The sequence below is a fragment of the Longicatena sp. 210702-DFI.1.196 genome (assembly GCF_020563125.1).
Taxonomy (GTDB): domain Bacteria; phylum Bacillota_I; class Bacilli_A; order Erysipelotrichales; family Erysipelotrichaceae; genus Longicatena; species Longicatena caecimuris.
Genome location: NZ_JAJCPX010000018.1, coordinates 1 through 20,609, shown reverse-complemented (window position 1 = coordinate 20,609; position 20,609 = coordinate 1). Strand labels below are relative to the sequence as shown.

At 37.6% G+C, this 20,609-nt stretch carries 21 protein-coding genes and 1 tRNA gene; 11 read left to right on the top strand and 11 right to left on the bottom strand.

The genetic code is table 11. The features are described from left to right. Positions 1 to 6: 6 nt before the first annotated feature. The 4 genes from glgP to LI241_RS08855 form a co-directional block, all read right to left on the bottom strand. On the bottom strand, positions 7 to 2,274 hold the full coding sequence (gene glgP, locus LI241_RS08870) for a glycogen/starch/alpha-glucan family phosphorylase (RefSeq protein WP_008687469.1): 2,268 nt from the start codon (positions 2,272 to 2,274) through the stop codon (positions 7 to 9). A gap of 129 nt (positions 2,275 to 2,403) precedes the next feature. After that, on the bottom strand, positions 2,404 to 3,201 hold the full coding sequence (locus LI241_RS08865; RefSeq protein WP_008687468.1) for a ZIP family metal transporter: 798 nt from the start codon (positions 3,199 to 3,201) through the stop codon (positions 2,404 to 2,406). 195 nt (positions 3,202 to 3,396) lie between these two features. Next, complete coding sequence (locus tag LI241_RS08860) at positions 3,397 to 3,891, bottom strand: PocR ligand-binding domain-containing protein (RefSeq protein WP_026006735.1); 495 nt, start codon at positions 3,889 to 3,891, stop codon at positions 3,397 to 3,399. A gap of 78 nt (positions 3,892 to 3,969) precedes the next feature. Further along, on the bottom strand, positions 3,970 to 4,653 hold the full coding sequence (locus LI241_RS08855) for an MBL fold metallo-hydrolase (RefSeq protein WP_008687464.1): 684 nt from the start codon (positions 4,651 to 4,653) through the stop codon (positions 3,970 to 3,972). 133 nt (positions 4,654 to 4,786) lie between these two features. Between LI241_RS08855 and LI241_RS08850 the strand changes: the two genes are divergently transcribed. Next, entirely contained in the window at positions 4,787 to 5,293 is a 507-nt protein-coding gene (locus LI241_RS08850; RefSeq protein WP_227151159.1) for a flavin reductase family protein, read from the top strand. 52 nt (positions 5,294 to 5,345) lie between these two features. Here LI241_RS08850 and LI241_RS08845 read toward each other — a convergent pair whose 3' ends face one another. Then, positions 5,346 to 5,579: a hypothetical protein gene (locus LI241_RS08845; RefSeq protein WP_008687461.1), complete on the bottom strand. Its 234-nt coding sequence runs from the start codon at positions 5,577 to 5,579 to the stop codon at positions 5,346 to 5,348. 78 nt (positions 5,580 to 5,657) lie between these two features. Beyond that, a complete protein-coding gene (locus tag LI241_RS08840; RefSeq protein WP_008687458.1) occupies positions 5,658 to 6,674 on the bottom strand; it encodes a hypothetical protein in 1,017 nt (338 codons plus the stop codon). 171 nt (positions 6,675 to 6,845) lie between these two features. Here LI241_RS08840 and LI241_RS08835 point away from each other — a divergent pair, with 171 nt between their 5' ends. The 3 genes from LI241_RS08835 (at position 6,846) to fumC (ending at position 9,418) form a co-directional block, all read left to right on the top strand. Beyond that, entirely contained in the window at positions 6,846 to 7,409 is a 564-nt protein-coding gene (locus LI241_RS08835; RefSeq protein ID WP_008687457.1) for a hypothetical protein, read from the top strand. Positions 7,410 to 7,688: 279 nt separating this feature from the next. Continuing rightward, positions 7,689 to 7,976: a hypothetical protein gene (locus tag LI241_RS08830; RefSeq protein WP_008687456.1), complete on the top strand. Its 288-nt coding sequence runs from the start codon at positions 7,689 to 7,691 to the stop codon at positions 7,974 to 7,976. A 74-nt stretch (positions 7,977 to 8,050) separates the two neighbouring features. After that, positions 8,051 to 9,418: a class II fumarate hydratase gene (fumC, locus tag LI241_RS08825; RefSeq protein WP_008687455.1), complete on the top strand. Its 1,368-nt coding sequence runs from the start codon at positions 8,051 to 8,053 to the stop codon at positions 9,416 to 9,418. A gap of 33 nt (positions 9,419 to 9,451) precedes the next feature. Here fumC and LI241_RS08820 read toward each other — a convergent pair whose 3' ends face one another. Next, positions 9,452 to 10,213, bottom strand: a complete 762-nt coding sequence (locus tag LI241_RS08820) for an amidohydrolase family protein (protein WP_008687453.1) — start codon at positions 10,211 to 10,213, stop codon at positions 9,452 to 9,454. Between the two features lie 376 nt (positions 10,214 to 10,589). Then, entirely contained in the window at positions 10,590 to 11,756 is a 1,167-nt protein-coding gene (locus LI241_RS08815) for an NADP-dependent malic enzyme (protein WP_008687452.1), read from the bottom strand. Positions 11,757 to 11,963: 207 nt separating this feature from the next. On the opposite strand from LI241_RS08815, the gene LI241_RS08810 reads away from it, so the two are divergent. Beyond that, positions 11,964 to 12,809 (top strand): metallophosphoesterase, encoded by an 846-nt coding sequence (locus LI241_RS08810; RefSeq protein WP_008687451.1) that lies wholly within the window; start codon positions 11,964 to 11,966, stop codon positions 12,807 to 12,809. Here the strand turns inward: LI241_RS08810 and LI241_RS08805 are convergent. Beyond that, complete coding sequence (locus tag LI241_RS08805; protein WP_008687450.1) at positions 12,775 to 13,008, bottom strand: hypothetical protein; 234 nt, start codon at positions 13,006 to 13,008, stop codon at positions 12,775 to 12,777. The two genes, LI241_RS08810 and LI241_RS08805, sit on opposite strands and share 35 nt — an antisense overlap. A gap of 114 nt (positions 13,009 to 13,122) precedes the next feature. Continuing rightward, positions 13,123 to 13,659, bottom strand: coding sequence for a DUF1836 domain-containing protein (locus LI241_RS08800; RefSeq protein WP_008687449.1), 537 nt, complete (start codon positions 13,657 to 13,659; stop codon positions 13,123 to 13,125). Positions 13,660 to 13,956: 297 nt separating this feature from the next. On the opposite strand from LI241_RS08800, the gene LI241_RS08795 reads away from it, so the two are divergent. The 5 genes from LI241_RS08795 to LI241_RS08775 are packed head-to-tail and all read left to right on the top strand — an operon-like array spanning position 13,957 to position 18,787. Further along, positions 13,957 to 14,403 carry a TrkA family potassium uptake protein gene (locus LI241_RS08795; protein ID WP_008687448.1) on the top strand — a complete coding sequence of 149 codons (447 nt, stop codon included), beginning with the start codon at positions 13,957 to 13,959 and terminating at the stop codon, positions 14,401 to 14,403. Then, positions 14,404 to 15,075, top strand: a complete 672-nt coding sequence (locus LI241_RS08790) for a TrkA family potassium uptake protein (RefSeq protein ID WP_008687447.1) — start codon at positions 14,404 to 14,406, stop codon at positions 15,073 to 15,075. It begins immediately after the preceding gene. Beyond that, a complete protein-coding gene (locus tag LI241_RS08785; RefSeq protein ID WP_008687446.1) occupies positions 15,072 to 16,571 on the top strand; it encodes a TrkH family potassium uptake protein in 1,500 nt (499 codons plus the stop codon). The genes LI241_RS08790 and LI241_RS08785 overlap by 4 nt, the downstream gene beginning before the upstream one ends. A 26-nt stretch (positions 16,572 to 16,597) precedes the next feature. Continuing rightward, entirely contained in the window at positions 16,598 to 18,091 is a 1,494-nt protein-coding gene (locus tag LI241_RS08780; protein ID WP_008687445.1) for a DUF4118 domain-containing protein, read from the top strand. Positions 18,092 to 18,103: 12 nt separating this feature from the next. Then, a complete protein-coding gene (locus LI241_RS08775; RefSeq protein WP_008687442.1) occupies positions 18,104 to 18,787 on the top strand; it encodes a response regulator in 684 nt (227 codons plus the stop codon). Between the two features lie 460 nt (positions 18,788 to 19,247). On the opposite strand, the gene LI241_RS08770 is transcribed toward LI241_RS08775, so the two are convergent. Beyond that, positions 19,248 to 20,243 (bottom strand): asparaginase, encoded by a 996-nt coding sequence (locus LI241_RS08770; protein WP_008687440.1) that lies wholly within the window; start codon positions 20,241 to 20,243, stop codon positions 19,248 to 19,250. 234 nt (positions 20,244 to 20,477) lie between these two features. Between LI241_RS08770 and LI241_RS08765 the strand changes: the two genes are divergently transcribed. Continuing rightward, positions 20,478 to 20,553: transfer RNA gene (locus LI241_RS08765), tRNA-Glu, on the top strand. Positions 20,554 to 20,609 lie beyond the last annotated feature (56 nt).

Genomic DNA, 20,609 nt, shown 5'->3' with positions numbered 1-20,609 from the left:
CCTCCTCTAAGACAATTTCCAGATATCCCTGTCATACTCTTGAATCGTTCGATCACTAGAGAAGAAACCGCTCATAGCGATATTCATCAGCATTTTTCTGCCCCAGTCCGTTTGCTTTTCATAATCTTGCAACATCTTTTCTTTACATACTATATACTCTTCTACATCTAACAATGTCATGAACCAGTCCTTATGAATTAATTCATGATGCAACCGTGTTAGACTGACCGGATCTCCAACACGTAGCATTTCATCACTGATAAGGAAGTCAACCAACGTTTTTACATGTTCACTTCCTTCATAAATATCCTTTGCCACATAATCTTGGTTTGCATAATGAGCGATTACAGTATCGCTATCTTTGCCAAAGGTATAGATATTCTCTTGACCTACCAAGTCCGCTATTTCCACATTCGCACCATCATTTGTGCCCAATGTCACAGCGCCATTTAACATGAATTTCATATTACCGGTACCACTGGCTTCTTTCGATGCAAGTGAAATCTGTTCAGAAATATCACTGGCTGGGATGATAAATTCAGCTTCACTGACATTATAGTTTTCAATAAAACACAATTGCAGATATGGAGATACCTTTTCATCCTTTGCGATAAGTTCTTGCAAACATAATAAAGCATGTATGATGTCCTTGGCAATTGTATAGGCGCAAGCTGCTTTCGCTCCGAAAATTATGTTGATCGGACGTGGCGGCAGTTCGTTGTCACGAATTTGCAAAAGCTTATGAATAATATATAACGCATTCATTTGCTGGCGCTTATATTCATGCAAACGTTTGACCTGTGTATCAAAAACAGCATAAGGGTTTAAGGTTATTTGCTGTTTCTTTTTCATATGCGCAATCCATTCCATTTTCTTTTCCTGTTTAATTGCCATAATATCTGCAATTACGGTTTCATCATGCGCATACTTTACCAATTCTTTTAATATTTCAGGATGGGAAGATGGATCTTTTTTCAACAAATCACATAAATAATGATGTAGTTGCGTATTACATCCACTTAACCAGCGTCGAAAGGTAATACCATTCGTCTTATTGTTAAATTTCGTAGGATATAAGGCATAGAAATCTTTCAATTCGCTTTGTTTTAATATATCAGTATGAATGGCCGCAACACCATTGACACTTTTACCGATATGAATGTCAATATTGGCCATATGCACATTGCGGTTTGCATCTATAATAGCAGTACTTGCTTTTTTACTGCGTTCTTTCATCATCACATCCAGTGTTTCTATAATATTCATTAATTGTGGTACAACGTCTTGCAAGTAAGCATAAGGCCAGGTTTCTAATGCTTCGGCTAAGATCGTATGATTTGTATATGCACACATACCGGAGACGACTTCAATAGCTTCAGCAAGCAATAGACCTCTCTTTTGCAAAAGACGAATAAGTTCTAAGATTACCATTGTCGGATGGGTATCATTGATTTGAATGATGACATGTTCATGCAGATGGCGCAGATCCCATTGGTGTTGTAAAGCTTCTTCTAAAATCATCTGGGCAGCACAGGATACCATAAAGTATTGTTGATAAATCCGTAACTTTCGGCCTGCTTCATCACTGTCATCCGGATATAAGAATAACGTTAGATTTTTTTCAATGGCTGTTTTATCAAATTGGATACCATCGTGAACAATTGATTCATCAACACTTTCTACATCAAATAGATGCAAGGTGTTGCGAGTGCCATGCTCACCGATGACTTCCATATCATATAAGATTGGTTTCAGCCAGCCGTTTTTATAGGGAACGCGATAATTGACTTCTTTTTTCGTAAACCAGGAAGTTTTACCGATCCAGCGATTTGGTAATTCTACTTGTTTATTGTTTTCAAATTTCTGTTCAAATAATCCAAAATGATAATATAAGCCGATACCGTCTCCATTGCGCTGTAAGGATGCAATTGAGTCAAGGAAACAAGCAGCCAATCGGCCTAAACCTCCGTTCCCTAAGGATGGTTCCATTTCCTCATCTTGAATCTGCGACCATGCAAATCCTTCTTTCTGCACCAATTCTTGCATTTCATCTAATAAACCTAAATTAACTAAATTGCTTGTAAGCATCTTTCCTAACAGAAATTCTGCTGAAATATAGTAGAGCTTACGCTCACTTTGGTGTATTGGTGCCGATTGCATCTGCGCTTTTACATAAGCTTGAATCAGCTCATACATTCTGGTTGCGCTTAAATGGTTATATTTACGTTTTTCCTGTTGGATATGTTGTTGCAGATCCTGCAGTTTCTTTATCATAGCTCTTCTCCCTTCGCATATGTAAGTGTTATCATTATTCTTATTTTAACACAAATTTATCTATTTTTGGCTGAGAAATGAAAAAAGTACAGATTTTTTCATTCTGTACTTTTTTCACCCTATTTATTTCTAACCTAAAGCTACATCCATGACCATCATCAGAAGGAAACCAAACATCACGCCAGCTGTTCCCGCATGGGTATGTTCTCCTAAATGCGCCTGTGGTATTAGTTCCTCTACCACAACATACAACATGGCACCTGCCGCAAATGATAACAGCCATGGCATGACCAATGTCGCACCCTGCACAATGGCGACGGTCGCAATTCCTGCTATGGGCTCTACGATACCGCTTAAGGAACCATATAGGAATGCTTTGCCATTTGAACATCCTTCTTTCTTTAAGGGAAGCGAAATAGCCGCACCTTCCGGAAAGTTTTGCAAACCTATGCCAAGAGCTAAGGAAATGGCTGCCGCTAATGTTACCGATGCCCCAGTTTGTAAAGACATGGCAAATGCTAGTCCTACTGCCATGCCCTCTGGTATATTGTGCAATGTTACGGCAAATACCAGCAAGGTTGTTCGCTTTAGTGAAGATGTTGGACCTTCCGGTTTCTCACTGCCTGGATGTAGATGAGGTAAAGCATGATCTAAGCCAAACAGAAAAATACCACCTAGGATAAAACCTCCAGCTGCTGGAAGCCAAGGAATCATCCCTAATTCTTCTGCTTGTTCCATGGCAGGGATTAATAAGCTCCAAACACTTGCGGCTATCATGACACCTGCCGCAAACCCAAGAAAAATTGATTGTACATTTGCTTTTATATCTTTACGAAAGAAAAAAACCATTGCCGCACCCAAAGTTGTCATAAGAAAGGTAAAACCAGTTCCCAGTGCCGCTAACAGATATGGATTTGTAATTTCCATCATAACACCTCACTTTATTACATATAGTATAGCGTAAGTAAGCTAAAGATAACATTAAAACGCCCAAAACCTTCCTTTTTCTTACCAAATATGTGTATGTTATGATTTTTCATATCTGTTTCCAAGTAAAAACCGTAACATCAATAGAAATGATACGGCATTTTCTATACTGTTACGGTTATATACTTATTTATCTTACATTCCTTTTGCAAATGTGAAATGATAGTTCAAAAGATCCTTTAATAATTGAATAGAGGCATTCATTTCTGACTCATCCATTGTTTTAATAACCTTAAAATTATGCAACAACATACCTTCATCAAGTTTATATTCACTGCTGAGATAATTTGCCCAGCGATCCGCCTCTTCTTTTTGTTTTTGTGCTAAGATGCCTTCCGATACAATCACACAATGATACTCCTTATAATTAACAGGAACCGCCCATTTAATCAAACCAGCATGACAAGAATAAATACATTCCTTATCAATCTGGCGTGCATTTTCATACGTTTCCTTTGTACATTCTTCACACTTTTCCAATGCCTTGCTTGAAATCTTAAGACATTTACAAAAATAATTTTTCTCTGATGCACTCTGAATCACCGTATTATCCTCAACGATATAAGAGCGCAGTCCGGTAATTCTCTGATAATCATCTAGCGCATGTTTTACTATTTGCTTTTCATCCATCATCTTTATCACCCTTTATCTTTCCTCTTCGTACTTTCAAATATATCATATTTTCATAAAAATGGCTACCGGATTCCGTTATATTGTAAACGTTTCCATATCTTTTCTAATCTTTTGGATACGCTTTGCATATGCTTTTACTTCATCTCTTTTACATAATTTCTCTACTATATCATATTGATCCCACATATGCATCGGGATGATATGCTTTGCATCACTATACTGCATAAAACAGCTGACACCTTTATAAAACCCTTTAATAAGACGTGGATCAACTGGTAAAAATGCCACATCCATCTGGTAACGACTAAGTTTTTTCATTGCTTTACGATATGCTGTTTCCATTTGTTGAGCCTCTTCTTCACTGTCTTCCTCGCCCCAATCCCACCAATTTAAATCTCCTGCATGATAGATGATATTTTGTTCACACATCACAAGGAAAGCAACCCCTTCATCTGTGGATGCAATCGTTTTTACTTGCAAATCATCCACTTCATATATCTGGTCACAAGCGCATACCAAAACGTCCTTACGATCCTTACAAGGAACATCATCACTGATCAGATAATGTACATCTGGATGAATTTTGGCTAATGTGAAAATCGCTTCATGGAAATGATCTTCATGATGATGAGAGACAAAGACATATAGTGGCTTATCTTTCGGTAGTTCACAAAGTGGCGTATTGACCCAATCAAACAATAGCAGATGATGTTTTAATTCAATAAGAAAGGCACTGTGATGTAAATACGTAATTTTCATGAGTAACTACCTCCACTTTTCTATATCTTATCTTAAGTTTTAAAAATACACAATAAATTCATATTTTCATGCTACTTGCCAAATGCTTTCTGCATAAACTATAATAGCATCATAACAGAAAGGAGTGTTTATTATGAACGCTTTACAAATCATAGAGCCAGAAAAACTGCATGGAGATGTCTTTACCATGATTGGCAAAGAGTGGATGCTGGTAACAGCAGAAAAGGATGGACGTGTCAACACCATGACCGCTTCCTGGGGTGGTATGGGAATTTTATGGAACAAAAAAGTCGCTTATATCTTTATCCGTCCGCCCCGCTATACGAAGGAATTTATCGATGGAAGTGAGCGATTGACATTATCCTTTTATGATGAAGAGTATCGCAAGCAATTAAGTTATTGCGGTACTGTTTCGGGAAAAGATGAAGATAAGATCACAAAAGCCGGTTTCCATATTGCTCATCACCATGATGTTCCTTACTTTGAAGAAGCGAATACGGTACTGGTATGCCGTAAGCTGTATGCACAAGAATTAAGCGAAGCGTGCTTCTTGGATAGCTCCTTAATTGAGAAAAACTATCCATTAAAAGACTACCATACGATGTATGTCGTTGAAATTGAAGAAGCCCTAGCACGCTAAAAACACAAAATAAAAGATGGAATGTATTTCTTAAAAAATACACTCCATTTTTTTACATATGTTCAATAATTTCAACTTCGACTTTCTTCTCACTTGGATAATATTCATAAGTGATTTTAGCCAGATTGGTATCTCCTAAATTTTTGGTAAGAACACGCGTAATATTATCCGTCAATGTTTTCGTATCATCTTCTGATTCACAGAAATATTCAATCTTCGTCGTCACAAATTTTCGAGTCGTCACATTTTTAGAGATTTCTTCACTCAAACGAATTGCATTTTTCATAACATATACTCCTTTTTTTCTATATTATATTACCACTAACTTTATGATTTAGGAAGTCCTTTCCCTCGATATTTACGATTATGATGAAACTGTGATGGTCCCGTTATCCTCACTCACATACGTGAATGTTTCATCGGAATAATTCATTTTGACATTCTTTAACAGCTTTTTAGGCTCTTTTTCAACATAAAACGAAATTCTTTCTTCATCAGATAACTGTTGATATATACCATAACTCAATAAATAATGGCAAATACTTTCTAGTTCCTCATCACTTAAAGCATCATGCACATACAGTTTACTCGTACGAACATTATCTTTCGTAATTCGTGTTTCGTAACGATAGGATATTTCCGGTTTATCAATTAGCAGACTGCTTTCCTCTGTTCCATCAAAAGGACATGCCCCCGCTACATCCTGCAGTTCCATGCGCAATTGTTGTTGCGGAAACACAATCACATGAGTTATCGCCTTATCATTCAAAAAACCGTTGATGACATAATCGCTTGGATTCGTAAGGATGACCTTACCTTTTTCAACGCTACAATCAATTTTCGTAACCGGATGATCGTTCACCAATGCATCATTGCTTAATTCTGTATAGGCACTGTCATTATTATAATCTTCAAACTCATGCGACGATGATGCAAAGACGTTATAAGCAATGAAAGCAATAAGCAATAGGACGAAAATGATGATCCCCATAGCATTTTTCAATATAGTTGATGGCCCTTGGCGCTTATCTTCTTTATAAATATGAGCTTGGCGCTGCCGTTTTCCCCTTTCAAACTTCATTCTGGGGTGTTCAAATTTCGGCTTTTCAAATTCTGGATGTTTAAATTCTTTATACTCATAGTTTGGATGCTGTGCTTGCCGCTCATAGGAAGCCGCATTTTCAATTGTCTTTTTTTCTTTTTCCTTCTGCTCATTTCTATATTGACGTTCTTCATTTGATGCTATATCATCCTCTACGATATAAAGATTCTTTTCATGATAACGTTCACTGATTGGCTTTGTGTGTCTGCCGCAGATCTCACAAACCGCATCATTTGTCTTTGCTCCGCAGCTTGGACAATAGCGTTGTTTCTTTTCCATATCATTACCCCTTAAGTACACCACTTACGGTATATCCCTTTTTATTATTATACTATAATTTCTGATATTTTTTACAATTGATATTGATAGTTTGAAAAAATTTATGAATTAGTGAAAAAAAGAACATAAAAGAGGTATAATGGTATAGAGAATAAAACAGGAGGAACTCTTATGAAACAAGTTATGTATGGAATTGAGATCGCTGATGTGAATGATTTTGGCGGATGGGTAGGTTATGAACCTGTAAAGGAAGAGATGGCAACCGTTTTAAATCATCACATGTATCTGTTTTTCCAAAACGAATATCATATCCGTCAATTTGCGGAAGGACGTAAATTTGTCATTAATGTAAAAGATGATTCTTTTGGTAAAGTTGTGGATAATGCGCGTATCATTAAGGCTATTGTAGAATATGGAACACCATTAAGCATGAATGGTTATGAAATAAGTGCTCCAGCGTATGCACGCAATATCGTAAAACCATTAAGCCGTGCTACCCACTTCATTCCTGAGAAAGATATTTATAGCTTTGCGGATGAACATTATAAAACGATGAAGACAGACTTTAACTATATCACTGATTTAATGCGCCGCACTTCTATTGAAGAAGTAGATGTATTGCTAGGCAGTATCTCTTTTGTAAATAAGAATTTATTGTATCATTATCCACATTACTTTATTGTTGGTGACAGCCAGATCAAAGTATTAGATGATGATTACCAAATTGCTGAGTAAATGATAAAAAGCCGATTACGGCTTTTTTCATAATTGTATAGGCTTAAAGTCTTTTTTGGTGTTTGTGAAATAATAGCCACGTAACAATCCCCACCCCTAATACAGCACTTAGTTTTTTCATATTATCACGTTCCTTTCTTGCTATCAGTATAAAGAAGGAACGATAAAAAGACCATCGAATATGCTTACAATAGTCTTACAAAATCGTTAGTTGAAAGTAAATCTTGACTTATCTTCCTGTCAATCTTAAAATATACCGTATAAAAGGAGGTTTTATCTATGCAACCAAAAGGAAAAGCCATCGCATCAATGAGTGTGGGTATTGTAGCAACCTCCATCAGTGTCATAGCAATGATCCTTCCATTTTTTTGGATGGTAGCAGGGATCTTAACAGGGGTCATCGCCGTCATTTGTGGTATTATCGCCATTGTATTAAGCAATCGCTCCTTACATAGCGGCAGAGCCGTTGCCGGTTTAGTTACCGGTATTGTGGGCTGCAGCATCGGTGGCATTGTTGTTGTCTTATGCAGCGTGTTAGTTTATTTCTTTTCCTTCTCATTAGTGTAGATACCGTATGTGGTATCTTTTCTTTTTATCTGACATCTGTTAAAATGAGAACGCAAAAAGAAAGGAAGATCCTTATGAATACACGAGTAGAACATGACTCCATGGGTGAAATAGAGGTACCTACTGATCGCTATTGGGGTGCGCAGACCCAGCGCAGTTATCAGAATTTCAAGATCAGCGATGAAAAAATGCCATTTGCCGTAATTTATGCATTTGCCCATTTAAAAATGGCAGCCGCAAAAGTTAACTTAAAAAATGGCACTTTAAATGAAGAGAAAGCCGAAATGATCTTACGTGTCTGTGATGAGATCCTAACCGGTAAACTGGATGAACACTTTCCTTTATCCGTTTGGCAAACCGGCAGCGGCACCCAGAGCAATATGAATGTGAATGAAGTAATTGCAAATCGTGGGAATCATTTAGCTGGTAAAAAACTACTGCATCCCAATGATGATGTGAATCAATCACAAAGTTCTAATGACACCTTCCCCAGTGCCATGCATATTGCGGCAGTAACCGTATTACAAAAAGAGGTGCTTCCAGAAATCAACGAAATGATCCTTTGTATGAAACAACTAGAAAAAGAGTATCATGATATTATAAAAATAGGACGCACCCATTTGCAGGATGCTACCCCTTTACGTTTCAGTGATGAAATCAGTGGATGGCGTGGAATGCTGGAAAACAATGTGGATATGTTGCAAAAAGCAATTGACTCCTTAGGTAAGCTTGCCATCGGAGGTACAGCGGTAGGTACAGGACTAAACGCTCCTGAACATTTCGATGAAGATGTCAGTGCCCAGCTTTCACAGCAGCTGGCTATGTCGTTTATTGCCGATCCCAATAAATTTCATGCCCTAACGGCAAAAGATGACTTAGTTTTTGCTCATGGTGCTATCAAAGCATTGGCTGCTAATTGTATGAAAATAGCCAACGATATCCGTTGGTTGGCAAGTGGACCGCGCTGTGGCTTGGGTGAAATCCGCATTCCTGAAAATGAGCCGGGCTCCAGCATTATGCCGGGAAAAGTAAATCCTACCCAATGTGAAGCGATGACCATGTGTGCTGTTCAGGTCATGGGCAATGATGCGACGATTGGCTTTGCGGCAAGTCAAGGTAATTTCGAGTTGAATGTTTTTATGCCGGTCATCATCTATAATTTCTTGCAATCTTGTACACTGATGTGTGATGCTTTACGTTCCTTCCGTATTCATTGTGTAGCAGGTTTACAGCCAAATCAGGAAAAGATGGAAGCGTACCTACAACAATCCTTGATGCTCGTAACTGCCTTAAATCCTTATATCGGCTATGAGAAAGCTGCCAAAACCGCCCGTTATGCTTATGAAAACAATTTGACCTTAAAAGCAGCCTGCCTGCATTTAGGCTATCTTGATGAAGAGCAGTTTGATCGTTACGTAGACGCTAAAAAGATGGTAAAGTAGCTGACTTTGCATCTAGCATGCAATCCTACATTCTTATATTTTATATACCTTACAAGCTGTTTCATACAACAGCTTGTTTTTGGTTTGTTCATCCATGGCAAGAGATAACGCAAATTGTAAATGATCCAATTGATTGCATCCTGCATAATCAGAACCAAACATGATACGATTAGGATGCTTGTATAAAAATTTTTCTATTTCTTTCTTCATGCTTGGCAAGTAGATCCATTGATCAGCTAAGCTAGACATATCAAAGATCATATTTGTTGTATCTTCATAAGCCGCAAAACAATCCGCTACATCCGGATAATGGCAATGACAGCAAACAAAGGTGATGTCAGGATGCTGTTTTACTGCCATTTGTGTACTGGCTAAGCTGGCGTAAGGTGAGGTATGTCCTTCACTGTGATAAAGGATAGGTACTTGATAAGTTCTTGCTAAATCATAAACCGGTAATAATCGTTCATCATACAGATAAAACTGCTCATGTCCGCAAAATAATTTTATGCCAACGACACGTTTCTCCTGTAAATATTTTTCTAAGAGTCTTAGTTGTTTTTCATAGGTAAAGAAAGGACTAATGCCTCCAACAATCGCAATATGTTCATCATGGGCAAACAATTCTACACATTCCTGTAAGGAGCCGATCGTGCTTTCTAAAGAAGAATCGCTGATAACGATACCTTTCGTAATCTGATTGGTTTGCATTTCTTTTAATAGAGTACTTCTTTTATCCGCAAAAGACTTACAATCATAAGGCAGATGCATATGCGCATCTAAGATGTTTCGTTTCATTTTCTATATCACCGATTCCCTTCTTAAAAAACATATTATTTATAAGTATAACACAGTTTTTATCATTGGCCTTTTATCCTTTATCATCATTTGTAGCAGTTTATCTAATTGTCTTTGCGTTATCCTCATATGCAATAGCTATTCTAGAAAAAATGCTAATGTTCGAGGCATGACTGATTTGCGTTATCCTCATATACAATAGCTATTAGCACTTTAGCACTCATTTGAAACTGCAATACCATGTAAATCGCTGCATTATCAAAAAACCGGTTTGCTTATTACAGTTACATAAACTGTGTCTGGCAAATCGGTTTTCTTGTGCTTAAGCATCCATATCCTATAAATAGCATTTTATGCTTATTTGTGTCACCTATATTTATTTACGGGCTACTCCGCTTTCACGTGCCGCCTGCATTACTGCTTCGGCTACAGCATCAGCCACACGTTTATCCAAGGCACTAGGAATGATATACTCCTTATTTAATTCTTCTTCCTGAATCAGGGAGGCTATGCCATAAGCAGCAGCTATCTTCATCTCTTCATTAATATCACTCGCCTGTACAGCTAAAGCTCCTTTAAAGATTCCTGGGAATGCCAATACATTGTTGATCTGATTTGGAAAATCACTGCGACCGGTACCTACCACAGCTGCCCCTGCTGCCAAAGCTTCATCAGGCATGATTTCAGGAACTGGATTCGCCATAGGGAAAACAACAGCCCCTGCTTTCATAGAACGCACCATTTCCTGGGAAACGATATGTGGCGCACTTACCCCAATAAAAACATCGGCATCTTTCATAGCATCTGCTAGTGTTCCCTGTCGCTCACACTTTGTGATATCCAAGATTCTCTGCTGGCCGCTGGTTAATGTGCTATGGATGTTTAAAATACCTGCTTTATCTACCAATAACACTTCACCAAAGTGCATATCTAACAATAGTTTCGCAATGGCACAACCGGCACTACCGGCACCATTGATAACGATACGTACACTGCCCATAGGCTTGTTTACAACCTTTAACGCATTTAACAGTGCGCTGGCCACAACAATGGCTGTACCATGCTGATCATCATGAAAGACGGGAATATCACACACTTCCTTCAAACGTTTCTCTATTTCAAAACAACGCGGTGCAGCGATATCTTCTAGGTTAATACCGCCAAAGCTACCTGCTAATAAAGCAATTGTATTTACAATTTCCTCAGTATCTTTACTGCGGATACATAACGGTATCGCATTTACTCCGCCAAATTCTTTAAATAAGACACACTTACCTTCCATGACCGGCATACCGGCTTCCGGACCAATATCACCTAAGCCAAGCACAGCAGTTCCATCGGTAATAACTGCTACTGTATTTCCTCTACCGGTTAAGGTATAGCTTTTCTGTGGATCTTTTTGAATTTCCAAACAAGGTGCTGCAACACCGGGCGTATAGGCTAGTGACAAATCATCACGATTTGTTATTTGCATTTTCGGCTGAATATCTAGCTTACCCTGCCATTGTGCATGCAGGCGTAAAGATTCTTTTGCATAATCCATAAAGTGATCACCTTTCTCTTTCGTTTTCTATTTTAGCATAAAGTATTCTCATATATATACAATATTTTTTTGTTTTATGATCTTACCAATTTACTTACAAGTTCACAAATTAATTCCTACTTGTAGCGTTCATTTCACCATCTAACTTCATAAAGTATTCATAATCCTCTTGAATACAACCACACTAGGAAAAAAGGAGGATGCCTTATGAAGCAAGCACAAGTTTTGTATCAAAACCGTATACAAAATGAATCTAGTTTACTGACGTTTGATGTTTTGGCAGATTTACATATCACTTTACCATGGCGCAACCTGCATTTAGAAACGGCATTGGAAGATATTTGGCAGCGTGATGTGAAACATGTTGCCATCGTCGGTGATTTTACAAATAACGGTTATGCTTTTCAGTGGAAAAATGTCCTTTCACAGCTACAGGAATTTCCTTTTCAATATGTGATTGCTTTGGGTAATCATGATATTTACAATATACAACACCGCGGTATTCATATTCATCCTTTATATCGTTCTATGATTCTACGCCATCATAAACATGTGTATTATGATGAATATTGGAATGGGATTCATATCTATGTTTTAAATCCCCAACTTGCCACAAAGCAGCATGGTATCTTATTTCAAGATCAATTAACATGGTTAAGGCAAAAACTAAAACAGGATGACCCAACAAAACCCATTTTACTCTTTTGTCATCATCCTCTTTCAGACCTTTACGTAAACAGCGACAGTCAAAAACAAAAAGAAGAGTTAAAAATGATCTTACACAAGTATCCCAACATTTGTTATTTCAGTGGGCATTTGCATAACGATGCAGCATTATGTGAAAAAACGTATGCTCATTGTTTTTTCATTGATGTTCCGGCGTTTCAACATGTTGAAACAGGCGCAAAACAAAAAGGCTGCGGTTATGAAGTGCAGCTTTTCCATGACTTCTTATCGATTCGTACCAGAGATTATTTAAACCATGTATGGATGGCATCACAGCATTATATTCTTGCTCTCAACAACCACCGTGTTTATGTGATGGACGAATAGGCTCCTTACTTGCCAATTGTGCAATAAAGATGAGTACGAAGGCAAATAATAAAGAAATAAAACCAAAGATAAATGTTAAAAGAATGAATAGTAATGGCAATAAAAATAAATAACGTTTGCGTTGCTTCGCCCAAAGATACTGTACATAGGCGCATAGAATGACAATTGCTCCTATACATATCAGGAATAGATAGCTCATCGTAATTCCCCCTTCTTGCTAGTACAGTATATGAAGAATTCACAATGGAAAACACAAAAAAAGTGTTTCCCCATCATCTCTCTTATACAGAAAGATTGCTCTGGTTATCACACTTTATTTATCATCGACAGGATGTTCATTCACTTTTAGTAAACGTTCCTGCAGCGTTTCTCTGACATAAGCCGTATACGCTATGGATTGTATCGTATTGCGAATCAAATCTACGATAGCACTTCCTTCATCATCACTTGGAATATGCCGCACCTTTTTATGCGAAAAAATACAGGTCAGACAGCATTCTAATTCAGCGCAAAAATAATCGTATGCTTGATCCTGTGGATATTTTTCAACCTGTACACTGATCAGATTACTGATTTCCTCCATGGAATACACTGTCTTTAAGATACATACAACAAATAAATAAGCTACATGGCGTTTCATATAACGCTTTTTTATTGGTGCATTGACAATGCCATGTTTGACATAGTTATTGATCATCGTACTTGTAATGGGTTTCCCTTGATGTGGCTGGGTAAACAGCTGCAAGGAGGAGTTTAAAAGGGTTACGACTTGATCCATATATAAATCCATATCCGGCAGCTCTCGCCATCGTGGACAATGAAAACCTAAAAATCCCTGTTCATCTTTCATCTTATCACCATCTCTATATTAACATTGTCAAAATAAATTGTCAATTGATATAAATAGCTAAAACATCTGTACTTCAAAACTAAATGAAGCCTTTATAAAAGATGCATCATCCCATATACAATAAACACTTACATCCTAAGTTTCGACAGCTGTTTCTTTCCTATAAAAGCAGCTTTTTCCTTTGCCCTTTTCGCTTTATAGCATCTTTATGTTTTCTTAACATCCTTTATAAGAACTTCATGCCATCTTTATATCCCATCTGCTAAGATGATGGCAAAGAAAGTGAAGGTATTGTATATGAAATTTATAAAACACCATGGACACACATCCATTCTGATTGCCGGCTGTGGCCGTTTAGGCTCTTGTATGGCTTCCAGCTTAAGTCAAGAAGGCTTTGATGTAACCGTGATTGATAAAGATGAAAAAGCATTTCGCCGTTTAAGAGAAACGTTTAGCGGCTTTCAGGTTATCGGCGATGCCAGTGATCTTGACATGCTGCAAAGCTGTGGCATAGCTAACGCAGATATCGTCGTTGTTGCTACTGATAGTGATAATGTCAACTGTATGATTGCTCAGATTGCCAACATGATCTTCCATATCCAACAGGTATATATTCGCTTAAATGATCCGGATAAGGAAGAATTGTTAAAGGATACAAATATTCAGGCAATTTATCCGGCAAAATTAAGTATGCAAGAATTTATCAGAATCAGTCATATTCAATTAAAGGAGATGTATGCATAAATGAAAATCGTAGTAGCCGGAGGTCGCAATAAAGCAGACTTCCTGATTGGTTCACTTTTAGAAAAGCAACATGAAGTTATCGTCATCAATGATGAAGAAAGCTATTGTGCTTATTTATCTGAGAAATATAACATTCCCATCATCACCGGTAATCCTTGTAAACGTTACATCTTAGAGGAAGCAGATATTGAGGATGCTGATATTTTAATTGCGCTTCGTCCCAGTGATGCAGACAATTTGACCATCTGTCAATATGCCAAAAAAAGTTTCCATGTGAAAAAAGTTGTGGCAACCGTTGCCAATCCAAAGAATGTTAAGGTATTTCGATCACTTGGTGTCAATACCACGATATCCGCTACCTATACGATATCGAAAATCATCGAACAAGCGAGTACGATTGAAAATCTTGTGAATTCGCTTACGCTAGCACATGAAAATATTGTCATGAGTGAATTGTTGCTAACAAAAGACTGTAAGGTTATTCATCATAAGATTAAAGATCTACACAATATGCCAGCCAATGCCATCATCTGCTGCATCTTACGTAAACTGCGGATGATCGTGCCCAATGGAGATACCGAATTATTAGAACAGGATAAGCTGCTTATCCTAAGCGATTCCCAAACGCAAGACAGCGTATTATCCATCTTTTCTCAAGGAGTTTCTTTATGAAGATTGTCACGATACAACCACAGCCTATCCAAGGCTATCGTTTGATTCTAGGCTATTTAGGTATGCTATGCATGCTGATTGGGGGCATTACCCTGTTACCGTTGCTGACGTTATTCTTTTATCCACAAGATGGAAAAGAAGCAATCTATTTTCTGTTACCGGGTATGATCAGTATCTTGGTCGGTTTTCTTTTCTATCAACTGATTCGTGGCAAGGAAAAAGGTAGATTAGCCCGCAATCAAGATGCTGTCATTGTTGTTTCTTGTTGGCTGCTTGCCATTGTAATTACCGCATTTCCTTTCATGTTAAGCGGTCATTATGATTTTACCAGAGCGGTCTTTGAAACGACCAGCGGCTGGAGCACTACCGGGTTAAGCGTTGTCGATGTAACGCATACCTCACATTTATTTCTCATGCATCGCAGTACCATCCTTTTCTTTGGCGGCGTAGGGTTGGTAGTAATCATGCTTTCAGTATTAAGTGATACATATGGTATGCGCCTTTACAATGCAGAAGGTCATAGTGATCGTCTATTGCCGAATGTCATAAAAAGTGCTCGCATCATTCTCATCATCTATTTTTGTTATATTAGTGCCGGTGTGCTGTTATACGTTATCTGTGGCATGCCAATCTTTGATGCCATCATCCATTCCATTGGTGCTTTATCTACTGGCGGTTTCTCAAATCAAGCCGATAGCATTGCACATTACCACAGCATTTCGATTGAGATTATTACGATGGTCTTGATGATTTTAGGAAACATTAATTTTCTTGCCCATTTATTTCTATTACGCGGAAAATTTCGTAATTTTTTCTATTACTGTGAGATTCGTTTTCAATTTATTCTCATTGCCTTTGCTATTCCAATTATTGCTTTCCTTTTGGTTAATAACTTACAATATCGATTTGGAGATAGCTTCCGTTTGGCAGCCTTTCAAGTCATCTCTGCTTTGACAACAACCGGCTTTCAAACCATGTCTTCCTTTCAGGGATTGCCTGCCTCCTTCATGCTTATTATGATCATCTTACAGCTGATTGGTGGAGGTATCGGTTCTACGGCGGGAGGTATCAAGCAATATCGTGTTTATGTCATGATAAAACATGTCATGTGGCATCTTCGTTCGCTGTTTCATTCCCAAAAAATGCTTTATACCCATAAGATCTATAAGGTAGAACGCAAAGAAAAAATAGAATCCGCAGAAATCTTTTCCTGTTCAACTTATATCTTTATGTATCTGGTTATTTTTCTCTTAGGAAGTCTGCTATTGAGCCTTTTTGGATTTTCTTTACAAGATGCCATGTTTGAATTTTCCAGTGCCCTTAGTACGGTCGGCTTATCCACCGGCATCATGAATTATCATGCTGCTGATGCCATCTTATGGATTGGAACCTTTGGAATGTTTGTGGGAAGATTAGAGATTTATGTTGTCATCCTGGCCATTTTACGACTGCGTAAAGATGGGTATCACTATCTTCATACACTGAAAAAAGCTTAGAAATCTGTTATAATGAGGTCATGAAAATGAAAAATAAAAATGTTACAACGCTTTTGCGTCATTTCTTTATCACCACAGCAATCATTTTTATATGCACACTTGTTTCTTTATTCTTTGTCGAACTGCATATCCGTACCGAAAATATCATCATGATTTATTTGCTGGGTGTCCTTTTTATCGTCATCGAAACGAAACAGCTGGTATGGGGCATCGCTTCTAGCTTCATCAGTATCATCACCTTTAATTATTGCTTTACCCAGCCGTTATATTCCCTGCATATCCATGATCCGAATTATATCATCACCATCATCATCTTTCTCATTGTTTCCATCATCACGAATATTTTAATGGGAAAATTGCAAAAGCATGCGGCGATTGCTCGCTATAATGAGCAACAGACATTGGCCTTTTATGAAATATCCAAATCCTTTTTAAATCTTTCAGGAATCCAAACTATTTTCATGCATACTATACATGCTCTTTATGAAAATCAAAATATCATAAGTGTCTTATACTATTATGATGAAAAAAGTAAACAGCTGCAACGTTATCAGGATGCTGCTATGCCTCTGGCATTACATGTTGTTGACGAGCTTGCCGCATGGTGCTATAAACATCAAAAAGTTTGCGGACATGCTACTGCCATAAATGGCAATGAACAATGGAGCTATCATCCACTATGCCATGGTGAAGAAATACTTGGCGTATATGCTATTTCTCATACCCCAGAGCTTACTAAAGAAAATGAATTATTCATTCATACGCTGATTGCACAAATGGTTATGGCTTTAGAACGCGAACAATTATATGCACAGCAGGAACAAAGCCGCATTGCTATTGAAAAAGAGAAACTACGCAATAATTTACTACGTTCATTATCACACGATTTGCGTACACCGCTAACGAATATCGCTGGTTCGAGTGCCGTATTGTTAGAAAATGATGATGTTTTTGACTCTGGAATGAAAAAAAAGCTGATGAAAAGCATCAGTAATGATGCTCAGTGGCTAACTCAATTAGTAGAAAACCTGTTAAATATGACGCGTATTCAAGATGGTCGTTTGTTATTGAGCAAGCATTATGAAGTTGTAGATGATATTATTTGCGAAGCTTTACAACGCTGTGAATCACGCAAAGGAAGTCATACCCTTTCTGCTCATCTTCCTGAAACAATACAATTAGTAAATATGGACGGACAGCTCATTATACAAGTGCTGGTTAATTTTATTGATAATGCAATCAAACATACACAACCAACTTCCCATATTGATATTTATTATACACAAAAGAAAGGAAAAGCCTGTTTTGAAGTGAGTGATGATGGCAATGGCATTCCTGATAACATAATCGATACACTTTTTGACAGTTTTGTGACAACGAAAAGTGAACGTTCAGACGCAAAACGCGGTGTTGGTCTAGGCTTATCCATTTCCAAAGCGATTATCGAAGCACATGGAGGAACCATTTACGCTCATAATAGAGCAGACGGTCATGGTGCAATATTGGGTTTTTACTTGTAAGGAGGAATTTCCATGAAGGATAAAATATTATTGATAGAAGATGATAAAAGTATTCAGCGATTTTTACGTATCTCATTAGAAACAAAGGATTATAAAGTTATCAGCGCTGAAACAGGTATTGAAGGCATTTCCTTATATATGACAGATAACCCTGATTTGATCTTACTGGACCTAGGACTTCCTGATATTGATGGAATGGAGGTACTTTCTCAGATACGCGCACAGAGTGAGGTTGCGATTTTAGTCGTATCTGCACGTGGACAGGAACAGGAAAAAGTGGAAGCTTTGGATCATGGAGCGGATGATTATATCACGAAACCATTTCATATAAATGAGTTATTAGCACGTGTGCGAGTAGCTTTACGCAAGAAAACAAGTGATGTTATCAAGACAAAAGTATTTACGATGGATACATTGAAAATCGATTTTGAGAAATATAAAGTATTTGTTGAGGATAAAGAAATTCATATGACGCCTATTGAATATAAATTACTCGTATTATTAGTTGAAAATGCCGGTAAAGTTTTAACACATAGCTTTATTATTCGTAAGATTTGGGGATATAGCACAACTGAGGATTCACAATCCTTGCGAGTCTTTATGGCAAATATTCGTAGGAAAATCGAAAAGGACAGTGCCCATCCTCGCTACATCATCACGGAAGTCGGTGTAGGATATCGTTTTGTAGAATCATAAGCAGTAGGTGAATACACAAAAAAGCTCTTTATTTTCATCCTATTTCTCTTATTTCATGTGCGATGGTTTGGTATCGATGACAGATTTCATTATACTATATATGATAGAAATCAAAGAGGCGGCTACGCACACACCTATTACACTACCGATAATTTCTAGCATCATGATCGCCTTCCTTTTTACACCTTTATCTTAACGAAAAAGTCATCAATGTGCTGTTAGGATTTGCGAAAGCGCATTAAGGTGAGGTTAAGAAACGATAAATCTGAAGTATCATGTATCCTATAAGGTATTCCCTTCCTTATATGAAACAAGTACAGCATAAAAAAAGCGATAAATAACACGCTTTTTTCCATCTTAGATGATTAAAAAGCCTTAAGCATGACTATCCTTCATTCAACTATGCTTTTTACATGTATCATAAAATAAGAAAAATTAGCATATTATATCGCTTTTTTGATTATAGCGTGATTTCGTTTACCAAATTGGTTTCAAATAAAGCTTTCACCACTTTTGGATCTTGACTCTTTCCCAATGCCCACATTAATTTTGTGAGCGCTGCTTCACTTGTCATATCTAAGCCTTGTATCACACCTTTTTGTAATACTTTCTGTCCCGTTTGATAGATGGAGAAATCGCTATTTTCATAAAGGCATTGACTGCATGCAACTACGCTAATGCCTTTTTCTACCATCATTTCTAGTTTTTGGATCAGATCGCGGCGTTCAAAATGCATCCCACCTGCACCAAAAGCCTCAATAACCACGCCTTTATAATTCATCTGTAACAACATATCGAAGATATCAGGATTGATTCCTGGAGTTAGTTTCAACAAAAATACTTGCTCACATAATGTTTCATTGAGTCTAAATTTACCACGAGGATGTATCAGTAATGGTTGTTGTAGCGTCATGCCTCTAGCGCTAACTAAACCAACTGGCGGAACATTTACACTTTCAAATGCATTTAGATGCATTGTTCTTACTTTAACCGCTCTGGTGCCAAGAATCAGCTGACGATTAAAACAAACATATACACCTGTTAAAGCATCCTGCATAGCTGCATGAAACGCACAGCGAATATTGTCAACACCATCACTGAGGGGATGTTGTAAGGGCAATTGTGAACCTGTCACAATGACCGGGATGGGGAGATTTTCCAACATAAAGGATAAAGCGCTTGCCGTATATGCCATGGTATCTGTACCATGCGTCAATACAATACCATCATATTCTGGTACAACTTCGTAAATACGTTTCGCTATTAACAACCATTCTTCCGGTTGCATATTACTAGAATCTAGGCGCAATAAATCTTCACAGTAAATTTTTGCGTATTGCTGATGATGCCCTAAATATCCAATTAACTCTTCACTTGTTAAAGCAGGTACTAAACCTTCTTCACTTTCACTAGAGGCAATGGTTCCTCCTGTTGTTAAAAATAATATTTTTTTCATATTGTTTTATCACCTTTTCATCTTTTTAATTATACCTAAAACAAGGGGAAACTTCTATTCCTTTTCATTCGATATTCGTATTTTATGAATGTCGGTTATCGGCACTTTGAGACATGGCCGTTTCTGCTTGATTTTATAAAAAGAATTTTTCAAAAAAGTTGAAAAAAGTATTGCGTTATCATATTCTATATGATATTATAATATGGCACTTGCGAAGTGCGATAAATAGATTGTGGCGCGTTGGAGAAACGGTTAACTCACATGCCTTTCACGCATGCACTCACGGGTTCGAATCCCGTACGCGTCACCATGTGCCTTAATAGCTCAGTTGGTAGAGCATCCGGCTGTTAACCGGCAGGTCACAGG